This is a genomic window from Cupriavidus sp. a3, assembly GCF_051015765.1.
Lineage (GTDB): Bacteria > Pseudomonadota > Gammaproteobacteria > Burkholderiales > Burkholderiaceae > Cupriavidus > Cupriavidus oxalaticus_A.
The window spans coordinates 2,354,499-2,375,466 of the sequence record NZ_CP170643.1; the positions used below are offsets into that span (position 1 = coordinate 2,354,499).

Sequence of the window (20,968 nt, forward strand, 5' to 3'; positions counted from 1 at the left end):
GACGCCGCTTGGGGAGTTTTTTTTACGCCACTTACGGAGCCAGGCTGCGCAGTATCAGGCTGGAAAGCTGCGCGTGAGCCTCTGCGGCAACGTCGAGGTTGTGCTGCAGCAGCAGCGGATCGATGTAGGGACGCATGACGAGGTAGATGCCGTTGACGGTCTCGTCCAGCGGTGTCTTGCGCTCGAACTCCCCGGATTTCCGCCCCTCCAGGATGATCCGCATCACGAGAGCCCGGATGTGGTCCTCATAGGCGAGAACCGGCTGCCACCGCTCCTGCGCGGCCGCCGCGGCAATCGCGTAGAGCTTGCGGTCCTGGAAGAACAGGCGCACGCCGGCATCGACCAGCGTCTTGAACAGCCGCCGCAAGCATTCCGACGCTGTCGGCACGGCAGCAAGGGTCTCGTCGACCTCGGTGGTGATCGCGCCCAGGCAGTTGGCGCAGATCACTTCACCGATCGCCTGCTTGGAACCGAAGAACTTGTAGATGTATGCCTTGGAGAACCCGATCGCCTTGGCGAGGTCGGAAACCGTCGTCTTCTCGTAGCCATAGAGGCTGAAGTGCTCGGTAGCCGCCTCAAGGATCTGGGAGCGGACATTGTGGTCTGCGGGGCCGCGGGAAGGCAGGGCAGAGGGTGTGGTTTCGGTCATTCGGTCAGCTTACCGTGGCAGATGATCATTGACAACCAGTGACCATTTTATAATATAGTCACACCTCCGATCGTTTCCGAGTACTCAACCTCCATGCTTTTTCCTCGCTCTCTAACCCTGCTGCTGAGTGCCGGCGTCATGGCGGGTTGCGCTGTCGGCCCTGACTATAGAAAGCCGGACGTGCCGGTTTCGGAACGCTACCTGGGAAAGCCCGGCGTCGAACAGAGGCAGGCCTCGCCGCCGGCCGAGCTGACGACGTGGTGGGAAGGTTTCGGCGACCCCGTGCTGACCCGCCTGGTGTCGCTGGCGTTAGCGCAGAACCTGGACCTGGCGCAGGCGTCGGCGCGCGTCGCCCAGGCACGCGCGGGACTCGGCACGGCCACTGCGGCCTTGCTGCCGTCCGGCAGCGTCAGCGCGCAGGCGGGGCGGAGCTACCAGTCGGTCGAGACGCCGCTTGGCAAGCTGCTGAATGCCACGCCGGGCTTTGACAGGTATGGCAACCTCTACGAGGCAAACCTCGGCGCCGGCTGGGAACTGGACGTCTTCGGCGGACTGCGCCGCGGGCGCGAAGCCGCGCTGGCGGAGTACCAGGCCTCGACCGCGGGCGCGGCCGCGACGCGCCTCGCGGTGGCCGCGCAGACGGCGGATCTCTACATCACTGTGCGTGGATTGCAGACCCGTCTCGGCATCGCCAGGCGGCAAATGGAGACCCAGCAGAAATTGCTCTCCACGGTTGGGCTGCTGTTCGGCAAGGGCCTTGCCGCCGGGCTGGAAGTCCGGCAGGCCGAAGGCGCGCTGGCCCAGGTCAGCGCCACCGTGCCGGTGCTGGAAACAGGGCTCGATGCGGCGTTGAACGCGCTCGACGTGATGCTGGGTGTTCCGCCGGGCACGTACCGCGCCGAACTCGGCGGTGCCGGAACGATTCCCGCAGCGCCGCAGCTCGCCGGTACGGGTTCGCCGGCGGACCTGCTGCGACGCAGGCCGGACCTCATTGTCGCGGAGCGCCGGCTGGCGGCGGCCAACGCTCGCATCGGTGTCGCCATTGCCGAGTACTACCCCAGGTTCTCGCTCAGCGCCCTGTTGGGCAGCGCCACGACCGTGGCCGGCGGCAACCTGTTTTCCGCGGGCGCGAGCCAGGCGGCGGGCGTGCTGGGCTTGCGCTGGCGCCTGTTCGATTTCGGCCGCATCAACGCCCAGATCGACCTGGCCCGCGGCCAGGAGGCGGAAGCGCTGGCGGCATACCGGCAGGCCGTGCTGCGTGCGACCGAAGATGTCGAAAATGCCTTCTCCGCCCTGGTCAGGCGTGAAGACCAGGCCGGCACGCTGGCGCAGGGCGAAGCCTCGCTGACGCAGGCGCGAAACGCCTCGCTTGCCGCCTACCAGAAGGGTGTCGTACGCCTGATCGAAGTGCTGCTAGCCGACGAGAGCCTGCTGCGGACGTCCGATGCCAGGGCGCAGGCGCAGACCGAATCCGCCCGCGCCGCCGTGGCGGCATTCAAGGCGCTGGGCGGCGGTTGGGAGCCGGCAACCGCCTTGTAAGGCATAACTGCAGCACGGATTCCGGCAAGCAGGCAACGCCTGGGATTCCTGAATTAACAACATAATAAAAAGCCCCGGCGAAATCATTAATACGGCCGCTAGTGAGAAGCCGGACTCGCGCCCTCAGTTTCACGCAACTTTTGCAAGGACCTGGTCAGCCTGGCGCCATGCCCGCTGTCCGCGGCCAGCAGCAGCGTTTCGATGCTCGACTCGAGGTCTGCCAGTTCAGTAGCTCCCGGCCTGGCGGCCTTCATCTCCTGAAACTCCTTGCAGATCCGCTTGGCCAGTTTGTGGACAAACTCGGGGTCAAGATCACCTTGCCCCACGGCATGCCTGATGTGCTCGATTAATCTCGCCAGGCCTTCTGGCGTGGTCTCGCTCGCATATGATATTTCCTGTGTCATTGGCAACTCCATTGGGCAGGTCGGATTATTCTAGGACGAGGCTGCTGCGCAGGGATTGCATTTTTCGCGAACGCCAGAATCAGAATCGCGCCGATATGCGCGATACGCCAGCTAGAATCTGGAAAGAACTCTCTTCGGCACGGAATCATGAAACGCGAATCCAGCTTCATGCAGCACGGGTCGCCGGGTGCTCGGGGCGCGGGGCGCCCGGGCCCTCTGGTGGATGAGGAGAGCTTGCCCAATGGCAATGAGTTCTATATCAACCGCGAACTCAGCCAGCTGGAATTTTTCAGCCGCGTCCTGCAGCAGGCGGCCGATCCCGCCATTCCGCTGCTCGAGCGCCTGCGTGCGCTGTGCACCTTCAGCAGCAACCTGGATGAGTTCTACGAAATCCGCGTGGCGGGCCTGAAGGAACAGTGCGCGCTTCAGTCGCCGGTAGTCGGCCCCGACGGGCTTACGCCGCAGGTCGTCTATGCCGCGGTCAACCAGCGGGTGCGTGAATTGGTCGATCAGCAGTATCGCCTATTCAATGACGTGTTGATCCCAGCCATGGCAGAGCAGCAGATCTGCTTTTTGCGACGGCCATCGTGGAACGCCGTGCAGCAGGCCTGGATTCGCGATTTCTTCTTCGCCGAGCTGATGCCGGTCCTGACACCCATCGGGCTGGATCCCGCGCATCCGTTCCCGCGCATTCTCAACAAGAGCCTGAACTTCGCGGTTGAGCTGGAGGGCAAGGATGCGTTCGGCCGCAACTCCGGCAATGCGATCGTGCAGGCGCCACGGGCGCTGCCACGTGTCATCGCACTGCCCGCTGACGTTTCGGGGTGCGAGCATGGCTTCGTCTTTCTCTCGTCCATCCTTCACGCCCATGTCGGCGAGCTTTTCAGCGGTATGTCGATACGGGGCTGCTATCAGTTCCGTGTGACCCGGAACAGCGAATTGTTCGTGGACGAGGAAGAAGTCAAGAACCTGCGCGAGGCGCTGCAAGGCGAACTGCCGCACCGCCATCTTGGCGACGCGGTCCGGCTGGAAGTCGCGGACAACTGCACCCCGGCAATGACGACATTCCTGCAGGAACAGTTCGGGCTGGCGCCGGGCGAAGTATTTTCGGTCAACGGGCCGGTCAACCTGGTTCGCCTGATGCAGGTGCCGGACCAGGTCGACAGGCCGGAGCTGAAATACACGCCTTTCCGGCCCGGCGTGCCGAAGATATTGAGGGAGCATGCCGACGTCTTCCGCGCCATGCGCGACGGCGACATCCTGCTGCACCATCCGTTCCAGTCATTTGCACCGGTCGTCGATTTCGTCAGGCAGTCGGCACAGGATCCCGATGTCGTGGCGATCAGCCACACCGTGTATCGCGCCGGGCACGACTCGGTCCTGTTGTCGGCACTCATCGAGGCTGCGCGCAACGGCAAGGAAGTCACCGCCGTGGTGGAATTGCTGGCCCGCTTCGACGAGGAGGCGAATATCGGCTGGGCGGCGCAACTGGAGGCAGTCGGCGCGCATGTTGTCTATGGCGTCGTCGGTTTCAAGGCGCACGCCAAGATGGTCATGGTGTTGCGCCGGGAGGGGGGGAAGCTCAGGCGCTATGTCCATCTCGGCACGGGAAACTATCACCTCGAGACCTCGCGCGCTTATACGGATTTTGGATTGCTGACCTGCAACGAAGCGCTGACGCAGGACGTGGCACAAGTCTTCAGCCAGCTGACCGGGCGCGGGCAGACGCACAGCATGACCCATATCTGGCAATCGCCGTTTACCATGAAGAAGCAGTTGCTGGCGGCGATCCGATGCGAAGCCGAGCACGCCAAGGCCGGGCGCAAGGGAAGGATTATCGCCAAGATGAATGCACTGCTGGAGCCGGAACTGATCCAGGCGCTATACGATGCCTCGCGTGAAGGCGTGCGTATCGACCTGATCGTCAGGGGCGCCTGCGCACTGCGGCCGGGCGTTGCCGGCCTGTCGGAGCACATCGCAGTGAAATCGGTCATGGGCCGGTTTCTCGAGCACTCGCGCATCTTCTACTTTCACGACGGCGGGGCGGAGAAGGTCATGCTGTCCAGCGGCGAATGGATGGAACGAAGCCTGTCCCGGCGGATCGAGATCTGTTTTCCCATTCTGGATCCCCGGCTGAAGGGGAGGGTCATTGCCGAAGGGCTGAAGCCGTACCTTTCCGACCGGCGCGACACGTGGGTGATGACGCCTGGCGGGACCTATGAACGTCAGCTTGCACAGGACGGCGAGGCAGCGCAGAACATGTTGCTGTCGGCGCTGACCTGAGTGCCCCTTCGACGGTTCGACGAACAGGGCGGGGTGAAATGGGGCGTCCCGCGCGCTTCAGGCCCCACCCAGCAGGTCGTGCGCATCGACGATCGCATAGGCGATCTCCGGATGCTGCTCCATGCTGCGCCGGATGGCCGCGGGAATGGACTGGCGGATCTTGCGGCACAGGCCCGGCTGTTCCTGCACCTGGATATTGATGCCGCGCACCGTCTTCACGCCGCGCGCGCTGGGCGTGATGGTCAGCACGATATTCAGCTGGGCCTGCATCAGGCCCTCCATGCGGCGCAGTTCGGCCAGGCTGGTCAGATTCTCGAGCCGCTCGACCAGGCGCTTTTCCTCGGCGCGGGTGAGCCGCAGCACGCGCAGGTCGGCGCCGGGATCACTCAACAGCGCTTCGCGCCCGCAGATGCAGGCGCCCGGCGGGCACTCCGTGCGAAGGGGGAACGACGCGTTCATGGGGGCGCGGCGGTGGCTCCGCCGGATTCCGGGGCGATGGCCAGATATGTTAAATCAGGTTGCCCGCCTGCGGCGCTCGAACCGTTGCGTTGCCCTCGGATGCGGCAAGAGACGCCGGCACTGCTGCAAGAATCGGTGGCAGGTTCTGCGGCAAAGGCCAATCCGTTCTATGCTCGCGGCAGGTTGCCAGGACAGCCTGCCGACCCCCGGCAATCACTACAACCGCGACCACACACGCCACACCAGGAGACCCCATGGCACTTTCGATGTACGACGTATCGATCCCGCCGTTTATCCGCGCCCTCGGCAACCTTGCCGCGATCCTCGACAAGGGCGCCGCGCACGCGCAGGCGCAGGGCATGGATCCGGCCGACTTGATCCAGACCCGGCTGATCGCCGACATGGATCCGCTGTCGGCGCAGGTCCAGCGCGCCAGCGACGCCGCCAAGGGCGCCGCGGCGCGGCTGGCGGGGATCGAGGTGCCATCGTTCGCCGACACCGAAACCTCGTTCCCCGAGCTGCAGGACCGCATCGCGCGCACCATCGTGTTCCTGGAGCAGATCACGCCGGCGCAGCTCGAGGGCAGCGAACAGCGCGTGATCGAACTGAAATTGCGGCAAGGGCCGGTGACGTTCGACGGCAAGTCGTACCTGCTGGGGTTTGCGCTGCCCAACTTCTATTTCCACGTGACCACGGGCTACGACATCCTGCGCCACAAGGGTGTGCAGATCGGCAAGCGCGACTACCTCGGGCTCAAGTAAGGTGCGGCCGGCGGGCGACGCGCGCGTCACGCCGGCCCTAGGCAAAAACCCTTAGCCCTCTGGTATACTCAGATGTTGTCCGAGCCGTGTCCGGAGCGGCCGGACGCAGCCTGCGACAGGCCACGGGGCGGATTCGACCCCTGCGCCGGAACCCGGTGCTTCCCGCCCGCGCTGCCAGCGATAGCCACGATCGTGCGCCCGCCCTGGACGGCATCGGTCCCGCCGATCGATCCGCCAAGACTGGCCCCTGGCCGAGCCCAACCATACCAATACACCCGGCCAGCCCGAAGGCTGCCGATATTCCGCTGCCATAATCCGTTTACGGTCCCAGAGAGACCTCACGCATGACTTACGCCGTCAAGGAAATCTTCTATACGCTGCAGGGCGAGGGCGCCAACGCCGGCCGCGCCGCGGTGTTCTGCCGCTTTGCCGGCTGCAACCTGTGGAGCGGCCGCGAAGAGGATCGCGCCAGCGCGGTATGCCAGTTCTGCGACACCGATTTCGTCGGCACCGATGGCACCCGCGGCGGCAAGTACCGCACCGCCGGGGAGCTGGCCGCGGTGGTCGCCTCGGAATGGCCGCAGGGCGCTGGTGGCAGGCCGCTGGGCAAGCCGCTGGTGGTGTGCACCGGGGGCGAGCCGCTGCTGCAGCTCGACGCGCCGCTGATCGATGCGCTGCATGAGCATGGCTTCGAGATCGCGATCGAGACCAACGGCACCATCGCCGTGCCGCCCGGCATCGACTGGGTTTGCGTGAGTCCCAAGATGGGTTCCGAGCTGGTGGTCAGGGGCGGCGACGAGCTCAAGGTCGTGATCCCGCAGGCGGGCCAGGACTTTGCCGCATACGAGCAGCTTGATTTCGAGCATTTCCTGGTGCAGCCCATGGACGGCCCGCTGCAGCGCGAAAATACGGCCGCCGCGGTGGACTTCTGCCAGCGCCATCCGCGCTGGCGGCTGTCGTTGCAGACCCACAAGCTGCTGGGCATTCGTTGAGCGCGGCTCCGGGGTTTTGCCCCGGGTTTTGCTCAACGCTGGGCAAACGTACACAATAGAGGCTTCGGGCGCACGCGCGGCGCCCGTCCAACGCAGGCGGCCTGGACCACGGAAAGGGCGCCGCTACACATGAGCAAACAAGTTTCCATTACCCGCCGGCTGGAATTCGACTCCGGCCACCGCATCCCGAACCACGGCGGCCAGTGCCGCAATATCCACGGCCACCGCTACCGGCTGGACCTGACGCTGTCGGGCGAGGTGCTGCATCGCGAAGGTGCCTCGGATGACGGCATGATCCTGGACTTCGGCGATATCAAGGCGCTCGCCAACGAGCACCTGGTCAACAAGTGGGACCACGCCTTCCTGATCTACCGCGGCGACACCGCGCTGCTGAACTTCCTGCAATCGATGGAAGGGCACAAGACAGTGGTGCTGGATGCCATCCCCACCGTCGAGAACCTGGCCCAGGTCGCCTTCGATATCCTGGCGCCGGTGTTCAAGGATTGCTTCGGCCACCACCTGCAGTTGACCAGGTTGGTGCTGTTCGAAACCCCCAATTGCTGGGCCGAAGTCAGCGCCCCGGCAGTGCTGCCGGCGCAAGACTGATCCTGCCGATGCCAGAGACGCCGCCGCTGCCGCCGATGCCACTGAGGGCCCCGCGCGCGCTGCCGGACGATCCGGCCGAGGCTGCCGCGCGCGATGCCCGCTACATGCGCGCCGCGCTGGAGGAGGCGCGCCTGGCCGAGGCCGTCGGCGAAGTGCCGGTCGGCGCGGTGGTGGTCTGGAACGACACCATCATCGCGCGCGGCCACAACCTGCCGATCCGCTCGGTCGATCCTTCCGCGCATGCCGAAATGCAGGCGCTGCGCGCCGCCGCGCAGGTGATCGGCAACTACCGCATGCCCGAGTGCGAGCTATACGTGACGCTGGAACCGTGCGCGATGTGCAGCGGCGCGATCCTGCATGCGCGGCTGCGCCACGTGGTATTCGGCGCCACGGATCCGAAGACCGGTGCCGCCGGCAGCGTGCTCAACCTGTTCGAGCACGCGCAGCTCAACCACCAGACCACCATCACCGGCGGCGTGCTGGCCGACACCTGCGGGCGGATGCTGAAGGATTTCTTCGGGGCCAGGCGCCGCGCACAGAGGGCTGCCCGCGGTGTTGCCGGCGGTGTCGGCGCCGATGTCGAGGCAGGCAGCGAGGCCGGAACCGACGCAGCCTGCGCCTGTCCGACCCGTCCCGAACCGAATACACAGAACAAAGCCAACGACGCATGAGCACGCCGAACAGCAGGCCGCCGCATACCGAAGTCCGACTGATTGCCTCGTCCGGCTATCCGCACGACGTCGCCGTTGCCGCGCGCGGCGTTGCCTGGCTCAAGCAGCACGGCTACCACACCACCAACCCCGACGTGCTGGCCCGGCGCTACCTGCGCTTCGGCGGCACCGACGCGGAGCGGCTGGCCGACCTGCATGCCATCGGCACCGGCGCGCCGCATGAGCTGACGCTGGCGGTGCGCGGCGGCTACGGCATCGCCCGGCTGCTGGCGCAGGTGGACTTCGCGCGCATCGCCGAACAGGCGCGCGCCAGCGCCACGCCCATCGTCGGGCACAGCGACTTCACGGCGTTCCAGCTCGCTTACCTGGCCGCGGCCGGCGGCATCAGCTTTTCCGGACCGATGCTGCTGGCGGACTTTGGCGCGGACAGCGTCGATCCGTACATGTGGGAGCACTTCGAAGGCATCCTGCGCGATCCGGCCTACCGGGTCGACGTGGCGGCGCCGCAGGCCGGCGGGCAGCCGTTCAGCGGCGAAGTGTCCGGCACGCTGTGGGGCGGCAACCTGGCCATGCTGTGCAGCCTGCTCGGCACGCCCTTCATGCCGCGGGTCGAGGGCGGGGTGCTGTTCCTGGAAGACATCAACGAGCCGCCGTACCGGGTCGAACGCATGCTGCTCCAGTTGCAGCAGGCCGGCGTGCTCGACACCCAGCGCGCCATCGTGCTGGGCGACTTCTCCAACTATCGCGTCACCGACTACGACAACGGCTACGACATGGACGCCGTGGTGGCCTACCTGCGCGGCCAGCTGCCGATGCCGGTGCTGACCGGCCTGCCGTTCGGCCATTGCGCGCGCAAGCTGACGCTGCCGGTGGGCGCGCAGGTGCGGCTGGCCGCACGTGCCGACGGGTTTTCGATGGCGTTTTCCGGCTATCCGGTGCTGCCGCCGGTGGCCTGAGCGCTGCACGCGAAGCGCGGCCGCCACATGCAGGCCGCCAGGCGTTCATCGTCCCGCCTACGGATGCAAGGAACGCATCCGGATGGTAGAATATGCGGTTATTTCCTGACTTCCTGCCGGGTTCTCGCAAGAACCGGGCGCGGCCCCTGCCGCATCGCCAGCCATGGCTCCGGAATGCTCCGGACGGCGCGATGCCTGCCGGCAGGGCCGGCCCCTGAACGGCATGGGGTGCACCCCGGTGCAACAACCTGCGCAATGCGGCCAGTGCCGCGGCGCCACATTCTCCAGACAAGGTTCCAGACGTGCTTTCTACCGCAAACATCACCATGCAGTTCGGCCCCAAGCCGTTGTTCGAGAATATCTCGGTCAAGTTCGGCGAGGGGAACCGCTACGGCCTGATCGGCGCGAACGGCTGCGGCAAGTCCACCTTCATGAAGATCCTGGGCGGCGACCTCGAGCCGTCGTCGGGCAACGTCATGCTGGAGCCCGGCATCCGCCTGGGCAAGCTGCGCCAGGACCAGTTCGCCTATGAAGACATGCGCGTGCTGGACGTGGTGATGATGGGCCACACCGAGATGTGGGCCGCCGCGCAGGAGCGCGACGCCATCTACGCCAACCCGGAAGCGACCGACGAAGACTACATGAAGGCCGCCGAGCTGGAAGCCAAGTACGCCGAGTACGACGGCTACACCGCCGAGGCGCGCGCCGGCGAACTGCTGCTGGGCGTGGGCATCCCCACCGCGCAGCACCAGGGCCCGATGAGCGACGTCGCACCGGGCTGGAAGCTGCGCGTGCTGCTGGCGCAGGCACTGTTCTCGAACCCGGACGTGCTGCTGCTGGACGAACCGACCAACAACCTGGACATCAACACGATCCGCTGGCTGGAGACCGTGCTCAACGAGCGCAACTCCACCATGATCATCATCTCGCACGATCGCCACTTCCTGAACTCGGTCTGCACGCACATGGCCGACATGGACTACGGCACGCTCAAGGTCTACCCGGGCAACTACGACGACTACATGGAAGCGTCGATGCAGGCCCGCGAGCGCCAGATGGCCGCCAACGCGCGCGCCAAGGAGCGCATCTCCGAACTGCAGGACTTCGTGCGCCGCTTCTCGGCCAACAAGTCCAAGGCACGCCAGGCCACCTCGCGGGCCAAGCAGATCGAGAAGATCAAGGTCGAGGACATCAAGCCGTCGTCGCGCCAGAACCCGTTCATCCGCTTCGAGTTCGAGAAGAAGCTGCACAACCTGGCGGTCGAGGTGGAGAACGTCACCAAGAGCTACGACCGCAAGATCATCGACAGCCTGTCGATGGCGATCCAGGCCGGCGAGCGCGTGGCGATCATCGGCGAAAACGGTGCGGGCAAGACCACGCTGCTGCGCAGCCTGCTCAACGGCGCGGTGCAGACCGGCGTGCAGCGTGGCGTCGAGGTGGATCGCGGCTCGGTCAAGTGGGCCGAGAACGCCAATGTCGGCTACATGCCGCAGGACACGTACGAGGAATTCCCGGCGGATCGCGACGTGATGGACTGGATGAGCCAGTGGACGCAGGCCGGCGATGACGAAACCTCGCTGCGCGGCACGCTGGGCCGGCTGCTGTTCTCTGCCGACGACATCAAGAAGAACGTCAAGGTGCTGTCCGGCGGCGAGAAGGGCCGCATGATCTGGGGCAAGCTGATGCTGGGCCGCCATAACGTGCTGGCGCTGGACGAGCCGACCAACCACATGGACATGGAGTCGATCGAGTCGATGCAGATCGCGCTGGACAAGTTCCAGGGCACGCTGATCTTCGTGTCGCACGACCGCGAGTTCGTGAGCGGCCTGGCGACGCGCGTGATCGAAGTGCGCACCGACGGCACGCTGACCGACTACCTGGGCACGTATGACGAGTACCTGCAGTCGCAGGGGATCGACGGCTGAGTTTGCCTCATGCCGATGAAAAAGGGCCGCCTTCCGAGGCGGCCTTCTTGCTGTCTGGCGCGGGGATCGCCGCTTATCCGGCCACTGCCGGGAGGTCCTGTGCGATGGAGTCCAGCTCACGCAGGATCGCATGCGCCGTGATTTCGCCTTTGGCCCTGAGCAGCGCCGCGTGCAGCGGCTCGCGCAGGGTCAGCAGCGCGGGCAGGTCCTGCGCTTTTTCCACCTTTACCTGCAGCATGTAGCCGCGCAGGCCCAGGTGCTGGCCGATGACGTCGGTATAGAAGTGGTAGAGGCGCTGGAACGCGTCGATCTCGGCGGCAGAGTGCGTCGGCTGGGTCGTCTGTGCCGCGTCGGGCGTTGCTGCCGGCCCGTGCCGCATGGCGTACACCGAAAACAGGTTGGTATCCGCCGCCGCGGCCGAAGTGCGTGCCGGGGCATCCGGCGCCGCAGCCGCAGCCGCTAGCGCCGGTGCCGCCTCATGCACTGGCTCGACCAGCCCCTGGGCGGCCAGCATGTCGAGGGCATCGGGCCCGACCCCCATGCCTGCCACCTGCGCCAGCAGGTCCTGCCCGCGGCGCTCACCGTTGACCATCAGCAGCAGCGCGCGCAGCTTGTGGTCCAGCTTGCGCGCGCGCGTCCTGATCTCGTCCTGTCCCGCATCCGTCTTGCGGTAGATCGGATCGACCATGTGTCTCGCTCCCTTGTTATGCCGGCCGTCCGTGCGAGCATCCCGTATCCGGGTGCGGCCGATTATCGCCATTTGAAGAGACGCGCCCGGCGCGGGGGCTGCCAGGGCTGGAAACATAGTCTCCAAACCGCTCTACAATGTGCGTGCACCATAAAAGTAACAAAAAATTGCGGTTGCTCATCCGTCAAACTCAGCACCAACCGAGAACTGTGGCCATGCAACAACGAGACAAACTGTTTATCAACGGCAAGTGGGTCGTGCCCCACGGTACCGGCACCATCGACGTCATTCATTCCAGCACCGAAGCGGTGATGGGGACCATTCCCGAAGGCTCGCCGCGCGACGCGGAAGACGCCATCCAGGCCGCGCGCGCTGCCTTTGACGGCTGGGCGTCGACGCCCGCGTCGGTGCGCGCCGGCTATATCGCCAAAATCGCCGAAGGGCTGAAGGCGCGCAGCGAAGAACTGGCCCAGATGATCGCCGGCGAAGTCGGCATGCCGATCAAGCTGGCGCGCGCGATCCAGGTGGGCGGCCCGGTCTACAACTGGGGGCAGGCCGCCAAGCTGCTCGATACCTTCCCCTTCGAGGAAGAAGTCGGCAATTCGCTGGTGGTGCGCGAGCCGGTGGGCGTGGTGGCGGCGATCACGCCGTGGAACTACCCGCTCAACCAGATCACGCTGAAGGTTGCGCCGGCGCTGGCCGCGGGCTGCACGGTGGTGCTCAAGCCGTCGGAAGTGGCGCCGCTGAACGCCTTCGTGCTGGCCGAGGTGATCGAGGCCGCGGGCCTGCCGCCGGGTGTGTTCAACCTGGTGACGGGGTTTGGCCCGGTGGTGGGCGAGGTGCTGGCGAGCCATCCGGAGGTCGACATGGTGTCGTTCACCGGTTCGACCCGCGCCGGCAAGCGCGTGTCGGAGCTGGCGTCGCAGACGGTCAAGCGCGTTGCGCTGGAGCTGGGCGGCAAGTCTGCCTCGGTGGTGCTGGACGATGCCGACCTGCCGGCGGCGGTCAAGGGCACGATCAGCGCCTGCTTCCTCAACTCCGGCCAGACCTGCTCGGCGCATACCCGCATGCTGGTACCGCGCGCCCGCTACGACGAAGTGAAAGCGATCGCGCAGAAGGTGGTGGCCGGCTTTACCGTGGGCGATCCGCTGCAGGAAACCACCAGGCTCGGACCGCTGATTTCCGCCGTGCAGAAGGAGCGCGTCACCGGCTATATCCGCCGCGGGCTGGAAGAGGGCGCCGAACTGGTGGCCGGCGGCCCCGAGGCGCCGGAAGGGCTGGACCAGGGCTTCTTCGTCAAGCCGACCGTGCTCGGCAATGTCGAGCCGCGTGCCACCGTGGCGCAGGAGGAGATCTTCGGGCCGGTGCTGACGATCATCTGCTACGACACCGAGGAAGACGCGGTCCGCATTGCCAACGACAGCATCTATGGGCTGGGCGGCGGCGTCTGGTCCGGCGACGAGGCGCGTGCGATCCGCGTGGCGCGGCGCATCCGCACCGGCCAGGTCGACATCAACGGCGGGCCGTTCAACATGGCCGCTCCGTTCGGCGGCTACAAGCAGTCCGGCAACGGGCGCGAAGCCGGCAAGTACGGGCTGGAGGAATTCCTCGAATACAAGGCCCTGCAGTTGAGGAAGCCGGCCTGAGGCCTGCGCGACATGGGAAAATGCCCGGCCGGTCCGGGCATTTTTTGCATTGCCGCCGGGGGCACGCAACGATAACGATAAGAGGGGAGCAACGATGCGCTGGTTCGGTCGTCTGGCCAGGCTTGTGGGATGGCTGCTGGTGCTGGCGCTAGCCGGCACGGCGGGGGCCTTCATCTGGTATCGCCAGGCGGCCCAGCCGCCCGCATCCGGCACGGTCGCGCTGCCCGGCCTGCGTGGCCAGGTCACGGTGGTGCGCGATGGCAACGGCGTGCCGCAGATCCGTGCCGCCAGCAAGGCCGACGCATGGTTCGCGCTGGGCTATGTCCACGCGCAGGACCGGCTGTGGCAGATGCAGATGAACAAGCGCGTGGTGGCCGGCCGGCTCGCCGAGATCCTGGGGCCCTCCGCGCTCGATACCGACAGGTTCCTGCGCACGCTGGGCGTGAGGCGCAATGCCGAAGCGATCCTTGCGCAGGCCTCGCCGGAGACGCGGGCGGCACTGCAGGCGTACGCCGACGGCGTCAATGCGTGGATCGACCATCGGCAGGGACCGCTGCCGCCTGAATTCCTGTTGCTGCGCACGCAGCCGGAGCAATGGGAGCCGGCCGATACGCTCGGCTGGCAGACCATGATGGCCTGGGACCTGGGCGGCAACTGGAACCAGGAGACGCTGCGCATGCGACTGGCGCAGGTGCTGCCGGTGGCGCGCATCAGCGAACTGCTGGCGCCGTACCCGGACGAGCAGCCGGTGCGCACCATGGACTACGGCCACCTGTACAAGCAACTGGCGCCGCTGGCGAATGCCATGGCCAGCGTCGGCGACAAGGCGCCGCCGGGCTATGTCGAGGGCATGGGCTCGAACAACTGGGTGGTCTCCGGCGCGCACACGCAATCAGGCAAGCCGATGCTGGCCAACGATCCGCACCTCGGCTTGCAGGCGCCGGCGCTGTGGTACTTCGCCCGCATGACCGCCCCGGGGCTCGACGTGGCCGGGGCCACGCTGCCCGGCATTCCGGTGGTCGTGCTCGGGCACAACGACCGCATCGCCTGGGGCCTGACCAATACCGCGCCGGACGTGCAGGACCTGTTTATCGAACGGCTGCGCCCCGGCAGCGAAACCCAGTACCAGACGCCGGACGGCTGGGCCACCTTCGAGACCCGCACCGAGACCATCCGCGTCAAGGGCGCGCCCGACGTGACGCTGAAGGTCCGCAGCACGCGCCACGGGCCGGTCATCTCGGACGTGGCCGAGCCGCTGTCCGCCGCGGCCGGGCCGCTTGGCGCGCAATACGTGGTTGCGTTCCAGTGGACCGCGCTGCGTCCGGACGACCGCACCTTCCAGGCCGGCATGAAGATGAACGAGGCGCGCGACTGGGCCAGCTTCACCGCCGCGCTGCGCGACTTCCATTCTCCGCAGCAGAACATCGTCTACGCCGATGTCGACGGCAATATCGGCTTTTTCGCGCCGGGCCGGGTGCCGCTGCGCCGCGCCGACAACGACCTGAAGGGCCTGGCGCCCGCGCCGGGCTGGGATGCGCGCTATGACTGGGCCGGCTTTATCCCGTTCGAGTCGCTGCCGCAGCGCTACAACCCGGCGGAAGGCGTGATCGTGACCGCCAACCAGCGCATCGTGCCGCCGGACTACCCCTACTTCATCACCAGCGAATGGACGGTGCCGTACCGCCATGACCGCATCCAGGCGTTGCTGGCGGCCACGCCCAGGCACACCTTCGACACCTTCGCCACGATCCAGAAAGACGTGCTCTCGCTGGCCGTGCGCGACGCCTTGCCGCTGCTGCTGACCGCACCGGTCGGCAGCGATGCCGCCCGGCCGCAACGCGAGCGCGCGCTGCTCGAGGCGCTGCGCAAGTGGGACGGCACCATGGATGCCGATCGTGCCGAGCCGCTGGTGGTCACCGCCTGGCTGCGCGAGCTGTCGCGGCGGCTGTTCGAGGAAAAGGTCGGCGAGGCCATCTTTGTCCGGCTGTGGGACCAGCGCAACGTGCAGCAGCCGATGCTGAATATCCTGCGCGACCCCGGCAAGCTTGGCGCGTTCTGGTGCGACCGCCCGCATACGCGCCCCGTGGAAAGCTGCAACGACGCGATCGCCGATGCCTGGACCCAGGCCATGGCCGACCTGTCGCGCCGCTATGGCGACGACCCGACGCGCTGGCGCTGGGGCGAGGCGCATACGGCCCGTTCCGAGCACAAGCCGTTCGGCAAGGTCGCATACCTGTCGCCGCTGTTCAACCTGCGCGTGCCGACCGGCGGCGACACGTATACGGTCAACGTCGGCCGCCATAACCTGCGCGACGCGAAGGCGCCGTTCGAAAATACCCATGCCGCCAGCGTGCGGGCGCTGTACGACCTGGCCGACCTGCCGGGATCGCGCTTCATGGATTCGACGGGGCAGTCCGGCAACGCGTTGCTGCCGCGCTATCGCGACTGGACCGGCAAATGGGCGGCGGTGGAGTACGTGACCATGCCCCCGGCACCCGCGCAGGCCGAAGCCCTGACCCTGGTTCCGGCCGCGGCAAGATAGCGCAGCGTGGCGGCATGCCGCCGCAACAGCCGATATCCTGGCGTGGTTTTCTCGCGGCGGGGCCATTGGCGCTACCATGAGGACCCTTTCCGATCGGCAGGAGTCGCCCATGGCCACACGCACCACCCATGTGATCCAGCACCTCGCATTCGAGCATGCGGGCGTGATCGGCAATGCGCTGCGCGCGCGGGGTCATGCGCTGCGGGTATTCCAGGCGGGTGTCGACGACCTGCGCCCCATCGTCGATGACCCGGCCGACCTGCTGCTGATCCTGGGCGGCCCGATCGGCGTCTACGAAACCGATGCCTATCCGTGGCTGGAAGGCGAGATCGCGCTGATCCGCCAGCGGCTGGCCGCCGGCGGCAAGATGATCGGGGTCTGCCTGGGCGCGCAGCTGATCGCGCGAGCCGCCGGTGCGCGCGTGTATCCCGGCACGCGCGAGATCGGCTGGGCGCCGATCATGCCGACGCCGGCCGGACGGGATTCGGCGCTTGGCGAACTCGCCGCGGCCAACTGGGAAGTGCTGCACTGGCACGGCGATACCTTCGACCTGCCGCCAGGCGCCGAACTGCTGGCGTCGACGGCCGCGGTGACCAACCAGGCGTATGCCGTCGGCAACCAGGTGCTGGCGCTGCAATTCCATCCCGAAGTGCTGCCCGGCGACATCGAGGCCTGGCTGATCGGCCATACCGTCGAACTCGGCAAGGCCGGCATCGAGCCGCGCGCTATCCGGGCGCGCACGGCGGAAGTCGGCGCGGGCGTGGCGGCGGCAGGCGAACGCATGTTTGCCCGCTGGCTGGACCAGGCGGGGCTATGAGCAGTCGTTCCCGCGCAGGCGTATCAGCCCTGCCGGAAGCGGCGGGCCGTGCCTTCGCGGGTGATGCGCTCCCACACCACCTGCTTTTCCTCGTCGCTGAAGAACACCCAGTTGCTGACCTCGGCGGCGGTGCGCCCGCAGCCCTGGCAGATTTCGTCGAAGAGGGTGGAGCAGATGCCGATGCATGGGCTGTCGGGGCGCTCTGACAGCGTGGAATCCGTGTTGCCGGTGCCCGATTGAGGGCGGAACGGGGCGGATTCGGGAGACTGCGGCATGTTAACGGGTGGGTTGGGGTGAAACGGGGGGACATTATACGGGGTGGGACCGGCCGCCACCGGTCCCACCGTCCAATCCCGCAGCCCGTCAGTGGCTATCGCGCAGTCCCAGCACGTTCGCGCCGATCTTCGGGTCGATGCCGCGTTCCAGTTGCTGCGGATAAGCCGTCACCGTCACTTCCAGTGATCCGGTGCCGACCTCCATCGACAGGATATGGCCGCCGTACGTGTCGAAGCTGCTGTCACCGGCCACGCCATGCGCATGGATCGACGGCTTGCCTTCCTTCCACGCCAGGCTGCCGACGATGCTGGCCATCTCCACGTTGCGGAAGGTGCGCGGGTTGAACTGCTTCTTCGCGGCATCCCAGAAGCCGAACGTGACATTGGCGAAGCCGATCGCGGACAGGCTCGCGCTGGGCACCTTCTCGCAGATGGCAAAGGCTTCGATCTGCTCGAACACGTTGTCGCCCATGCGCAGCACCAGCAGGTAGCCGGTGGGGGTCTTGATGTAGCGCGGCACGCTGTCGCGGGGGTAGTTGGGGTTCTGGGCACGGGCGTCCAGTGCCGCCTTGCATTCGACAGATGGCGCGGGCTGCGCCGCGGCTGCCGCGGGCATCAGGGCGACGGCGCCGACGGCGGTGGCTGCTGCGAACGTGGCGAGCGCCTGGCGGGCGCGCAGGGTTTTGCGAAGGATCATCATCTGTTGTCTCCTGTCTGGTTTGATTGCGTCTGGGTTTGTGGCTACGGCAAGAAAACTACGAGGCGGGCGGATGCGGCGGCAGCAGGATGTCCGTGCCGACCGCGCGGATGTCGGTGTGGCCGCAGAAGGCCATGGTCAGGTCGAGTTCCTTGCGGATGATCTCCAGCGCCCGCGTCACGCCGGCCTGTCCCATGGCGCCCAGCCCATACAGCATCGGCCGGCCGATATAGACGCCCCGGGCGCCGAGCGCGACCGCCTTCAGCACGTCCTGCCCGGAGCGGATGCCGCCGTCCATATGGACTTCGATGCGCTCGCCCACGGCTTGCGCGATGGCGGGCAGGGCGCGGATCGATGCCGGCGCGCCGTCGAGCTGCCGGCCGCCGTGGTTTGACACGATCAGCGCGTCCGCGCCCGACTGGCACGCGAGCCGCGCATCCTCGACATCCTGGATGCCCTTGAGCACCAGCTTGCCGGGCCAGCGGCGGCGGATCCACGCCACGTCGTCCCAGTCCAGCGTCGGGTCGTACTGGCGGCTCGACCAGTCGGCCAGCGAGGTCATGTCGTCGACGCCCTGCACATGGCCGATGATGTTGCCGAAGCTGCGGCGGCGCGTGCCCAGCATGCCCAGGCACCAGCGCGGCTTGCCCATCATGTCGAGCAGGTTCCACGGCGTCAGGCGCGGCGGCGCCGACAGGCCGTTGCGCAGGTCCTTGTGGCGTTGCGCGCTGACCGGCAGGTCCAGCGTCAGCACCAGCGCCGGGCAGCCCGCGGCGCGGGCGCGGTCCATCAGGCGTTCGACGAAGGCGCGGTCGCGCATCACATAGAGCTGGAACCAGAACGGATGCCCGCCGGTGGCCTCGGCCACGTCTTCGATCGAACAGATGCTGACCGTGGACAGCGTGAACGGCACGCCGAAATCGCGCGCGGCGCGGGCGGCCAGGATCTCGCCGTCGGCGTGCTGCATGCCGGCCAGCCCGGTCGGGGCGATCGCCACCGGCATGGCGACGTCCTGGTCCAGCATGCGTGTGGCGACGCGGCGCTCGCCGATATCCACGGCCACGCGCTGGCGCAGCAGGATGTTGCCGAACTCGCGCTGGTTGGCGCGGTACGTGGACTCGGTCCACGAACCGGAGTCGGCGTATTCATAGAACATGCGCGGCACCCGCTGCCGGGCGAGCCGGCGCAGGTCCTCGATCTCGTTGATGGATGGCATCTTGTGTCCTGCAAGGAAGAAAGATGGAGCGCGCCTGGCCTTAGTGCAGCCATGCGGCCGGCACCAGGATCAGCTGCGGGAACAGCACGAACAGGAACATCAGCGCGGTCAGGCTCAGCAGGAACGGCCAGACGCCGCCGATCACGCTGTCCAGGCTGCAGCGCGAAGTGCCCGCCACGACGTTGAGCACCGTGCCCACCGGCGGCGTCAGCAGGCCGATGGCGTTGTTGAGCACGAACATCACGCCGAAGTACACCGGGTCGATGCCCGCCTTGGTGATCACCGGCATCAGGATCGGGGTCATGATCAGCACCGTCGGCATCAGGTCGAGCGCGGTGCCCACCACGATCACCAGGATCATGATGACGAACATCAGCAGGATCTTGTTGTCGATGAAGGGTTCGAGCAGGTCGGTCACCTGCGCCGGGATATTGGCGATGGTGATCAGCCATGCCGACACCAGCGCGCAGGCCACCAGGAACAGCACCGTGGCGGAGGTCTTGGCCGCGGTGACGATCAGTTCCGGCAGCGCGCGCAGCTTCAGTTCGCCGTAGACGAAGCGGCCGACCACCATGGCGTAGACCACGGCGACCACCGCCGCTTCGGTCGGCGTGAACGCGCCGATCTTCATGCCGCCGATGATCACCACCGGCAGCACCAGGGCCCAGATGCCGTCGAGCGCGGCCCTGGCCAGGCGGCGGGCATTGAAGGGCTCGGTGGGCGCGAGCTTTTCCTTGCGCGCACAGAAGTGCCAGGTGACGGCGAGGGTCAGGGCCATCATCGCGCCCGGCGCGATGCCGGCGAGGAACAGCTTGGTGATCGACACCTGCGCGACCACGCCAAACACCACGATGGCGATCGACGGCGGGATCACCGGCGCGATGATGCCACCCGCCGCGATCAGTCCCGCCGCGCGCGGCACGTTGTAGCCGGCGTTGCGCATCATCGGGATCAGCAGCGCGGCGACCGCGGCGGTATCGGCCACGGCCGAGCCGGAGATGCTGGCCACCACCGTCGCCGCGATGATCGCCACGTAGCCCAGCCCGCCACGGACGTGCCCGACCGCCGCGTCGGCGACGCGCACGATGCGCCGCGACAGGCCGCCGGCGTTCATCAGCTCGCCCGCCAGCATGAAGAACGGCACCGCCATCAGCGGATAGTTGTTGACGCCCTCGAGCATGTTCTGCGCGAGGATCTGCGTATCGAAGTTACCCAGGTGCAGCATCAGCGCGACCCCGGAAGCCAGCAGCGCAAAACAGATGGGCATGCCGAGCGACATTGCGCCCAGCAGCGAGCCGACAAAGACAAAGATGGTCATGGCAGGCTCCTTGCGCTTATTCGCCGGAGGCGCCGGACTGCGGCACCAGTTCATGCTGCGCCATGCGGCCGCTGGCGAGGCGCCACAGCCCGTGCAGCAGCATCGCCGCCATGCCGACGCTGCACACCAGCAGGCAGGCATAGACCACGCCCAGCGGCACGCCGGTGACGGGTGCGCGGTCGTCCATGCCGATCGCCACCAGCTGCCAGGCGCCATGGGCCAGCAGCAGGCAGCAGCCCAGCGCGCCCGCGTCGGCGAGAAGGCGGCAGGCACGCTGCCCGGTCTCGCCCAGCCGCGATACCACGGTGGACATCCCCAGGTGGGCCTTGTCATGCATCACCAGCAGGGCGCCGGTCAGCGTCAGCCACATGAAGATGAAGCGCGAGGCTTCCTCGGAGAAGGCAATGCCGGAATTGAAGACGTAGCGCAGCACCACGTTGCCAAAGACCAGCACGATCATGGCGGCCATCATGGCGACCATCGCGCCCTGGATCAGGCGCAGCGTAATTCGGTTCATGATTGAG

Annotated in this window: 20 protein-coding genes; 11 read left to right on the top strand and 9 right to left on the bottom strand. The window is 66.9% G+C overall.

Annotated elements, in window-relative coordinates; all coding sequences use genetic code 11:
• Positions 1 to 31: 31 nt before the first annotated feature.
• Positions 32 to 649, bottom strand: coding sequence for a TetR/AcrR family transcriptional regulator (locus ACAD63_RS11475; protein ID WP_133096215.1), 618 nt, complete (start codon positions 647 to 649; stop codon positions 32 to 34).
• 93 nt (positions 650 to 742) lie between these two features.
• Between ACAD63_RS11475 and ACAD63_RS11480 the strand changes: the two genes are divergently transcribed.
• Positions 743 to 2,188, top strand: a complete 1,446-nt coding sequence (locus ACAD63_RS11480; RefSeq protein WP_434032658.1) for an efflux transporter outer membrane subunit — start codon at positions 743 to 745, stop codon at positions 2,186 to 2,188.
• 98 nt (positions 2,189 to 2,286) lie between these two features.
• Here the strand turns inward: ACAD63_RS11480 and ACAD63_RS11485 are convergent, their stop codons facing one another.
• Entirely contained in the window at positions 2,287 to 2,592 is a 306-nt protein-coding gene (locus ACAD63_RS11485) for a hypothetical protein (RefSeq protein ID WP_135705305.1), read from the bottom strand.
• Positions 2,593 to 2,739: 147 nt separating this feature from the next.
• On the opposite strand from ACAD63_RS11485, the gene ppk1 reads away from it, so the two are divergent.
• The gene (gene ppk1 / locus ACAD63_RS11490) at positions 2,740 to 4,875 is read left to right on the top strand and encodes a polyphosphate kinase 1 (RefSeq protein ID WP_434032659.1); all 2,136 of its coding nucleotides are present in this window, start codon (positions 2,740 to 2,742) and stop codon (positions 4,873 to 4,875) included.
• Between the two features lie 57 nt (positions 4,876 to 4,932).
• On the opposite strand, the gene ACAD63_RS11495 is transcribed toward ppk1, so the two are convergent.
• Entirely contained in the window at positions 4,933 to 5,334 is a 402-nt protein-coding gene (locus tag ACAD63_RS11495) for a hypothetical protein (protein WP_135705304.1), read from the bottom strand.
• Between the two features lie 254 nt (positions 5,335 to 5,588).
• On the opposite strand from ACAD63_RS11495, the gene ACAD63_RS11500 reads away from it, so the two are divergent.
• The 6 genes from ACAD63_RS11500 (at position 5,589) to ACAD63_RS11525 (ending at position 11,245) form a co-directional block, all read left to right on the top strand.
• Positions 5,589 to 6,095 carry a DUF1993 domain-containing protein gene (locus tag ACAD63_RS11500; protein WP_434032660.1) on the top strand — a complete coding sequence of 169 codons (507 nt, stop codon included), beginning with the start codon at positions 5,589 to 5,591 and terminating at the stop codon, positions 6,093 to 6,095.
• A 344-nt stretch (positions 6,096 to 6,439) separates the two neighbouring features.
• Positions 6,440 to 7,087: a 7-carboxy-7-deazaguanine synthase gene (gene queE, locus ACAD63_RS11505; protein WP_434032661.1), complete on the top strand. Its 648-nt coding sequence runs from the start codon at positions 6,440 to 6,442 to the stop codon at positions 7,085 to 7,087.
• Positions 7,088 to 7,216: 129 nt separating this feature from the next.
• Positions 7,217 to 7,693 (top strand): 6-carboxytetrahydropterin synthase QueD, encoded by a 477-nt coding sequence (queD, locus tag ACAD63_RS11510; RefSeq protein ID WP_135705302.1) that lies wholly within the window; start codon positions 7,217 to 7,219, stop codon positions 7,691 to 7,693.
• 8 nt (positions 7,694 to 7,701) lie between these two features.
• Positions 7,702 to 8,364 carry a tRNA adenosine(34) deaminase TadA gene (gene tadA, locus ACAD63_RS11515; protein WP_434032662.1) on the top strand — a complete coding sequence of 221 codons (663 nt, stop codon included), beginning with the start codon at positions 7,702 to 7,704 and terminating at the stop codon, positions 8,362 to 8,364.
• Entirely contained in the window at positions 8,361 to 9,320 is a 960-nt protein-coding gene (gene ldcA, locus ACAD63_RS11520) for a muramoyltetrapeptide carboxypeptidase (RefSeq protein WP_434032663.1), read from the top strand. The genes tadA and ldcA overlap by 4 nt, the downstream gene beginning before the upstream one ends.
• Before the next feature lie 302 nt (positions 9,321 to 9,622).
• Entirely contained in the window at positions 9,623 to 11,245 is a 1,623-nt protein-coding gene (locus ACAD63_RS11525) for an ABC-F family ATPase (RefSeq protein ID WP_133096205.1), read from the top strand.
• A 73-nt stretch (positions 11,246 to 11,318) separates the two neighbouring features.
• Here ACAD63_RS11525 and ACAD63_RS11530 read toward each other — a convergent pair whose 3' ends face one another.
• Positions 11,319 to 11,933, bottom strand: coding sequence for a hypothetical protein (locus ACAD63_RS11530; protein ID WP_434032664.1), 615 nt, complete (start codon positions 11,931 to 11,933; stop codon positions 11,319 to 11,321).
• Between the two features lie 215 nt (positions 11,934 to 12,148).
• On the opposite strand from ACAD63_RS11530, the gene ACAD63_RS11535 reads away from it, so the two are divergent.
• The 3 genes from ACAD63_RS11535 (at position 12,149) to ACAD63_RS11545 (ending at position 16,938) form a co-directional block, all read left to right on the top strand.
• The gene (locus ACAD63_RS11535; protein WP_133096203.1) at positions 12,149 to 13,579 is read left to right on the top strand and encodes an aldehyde dehydrogenase family protein; all 1,431 of its coding nucleotides are present in this window, start codon (positions 12,149 to 12,151) and stop codon (positions 13,577 to 13,579) included.
• A 94-nt stretch (positions 13,580 to 13,673) separates the two neighbouring features.
• On the top strand, positions 13,674 to 16,121 hold the full coding sequence (locus ACAD63_RS11540; RefSeq protein WP_434032665.1) for a penicillin acylase family protein: 2,448 nt from the start codon (positions 13,674 to 13,676) through the stop codon (positions 16,119 to 16,121).
• Positions 16,122 to 16,230: 109 nt separating this feature from the next.
• Positions 16,231 to 16,938 carry a glutamine amidotransferase gene (locus ACAD63_RS11545; RefSeq protein WP_434032666.1) on the top strand — a complete coding sequence of 236 codons (708 nt, stop codon included), beginning with the start codon at positions 16,231 to 16,233 and terminating at the stop codon, positions 16,936 to 16,938.
• A 23-nt stretch (positions 16,939 to 16,961) separates the two neighbouring features.
• Here ACAD63_RS11545 and ACAD63_RS11550 read toward each other — a convergent pair whose 3' ends face one another.
• From ACAD63_RS11550 to ACAD63_RS11570, 5 genes are all read right to left on the bottom strand, one after another.
• Positions 16,962 to 17,213 (bottom strand): DUF1289 domain-containing protein, encoded by a 252-nt coding sequence (locus ACAD63_RS11550; RefSeq protein ID WP_434032667.1) that lies wholly within the window; start codon positions 17,211 to 17,213, stop codon positions 16,962 to 16,964.
• An 88-nt stretch (positions 17,214 to 17,301) separates the two neighbouring features.
• The gene (locus ACAD63_RS11555; RefSeq protein WP_371704740.1) at positions 17,302 to 17,913 is read right to left on the bottom strand and encodes a PPC domain-containing DNA-binding protein; all 612 of its coding nucleotides are present in this window, start codon (positions 17,911 to 17,913) and stop codon (positions 17,302 to 17,304) included.
• A 55-nt stretch (positions 17,914 to 17,968) separates the two neighbouring features.
• The gene (locus tag ACAD63_RS11560; protein WP_195427668.1) at positions 17,969 to 19,126 is read right to left on the bottom strand and encodes an alpha-hydroxy acid oxidase; all 1,158 of its coding nucleotides are present in this window, start codon (positions 19,124 to 19,126) and stop codon (positions 17,969 to 17,971) included.
• 40 nt (positions 19,127 to 19,166) lie between these two features.
• A complete protein-coding gene (locus ACAD63_RS11565; protein WP_135705293.1) occupies positions 19,167 to 20,444 on the bottom strand; it encodes a TRAP transporter large permease in 1,278 nt (425 codons plus the stop codon).
• Positions 20,445 to 20,460: 16 nt separating this feature from the next.
• Positions 20,461 to 20,961, bottom strand: a complete 501-nt coding sequence (locus tag ACAD63_RS11570; RefSeq protein ID WP_116312639.1) for a TRAP transporter small permease — start codon at positions 20,959 to 20,961, stop codon at positions 20,461 to 20,463.
• Positions 20,962 to 20,968: the final 7 nt, after the last annotated feature.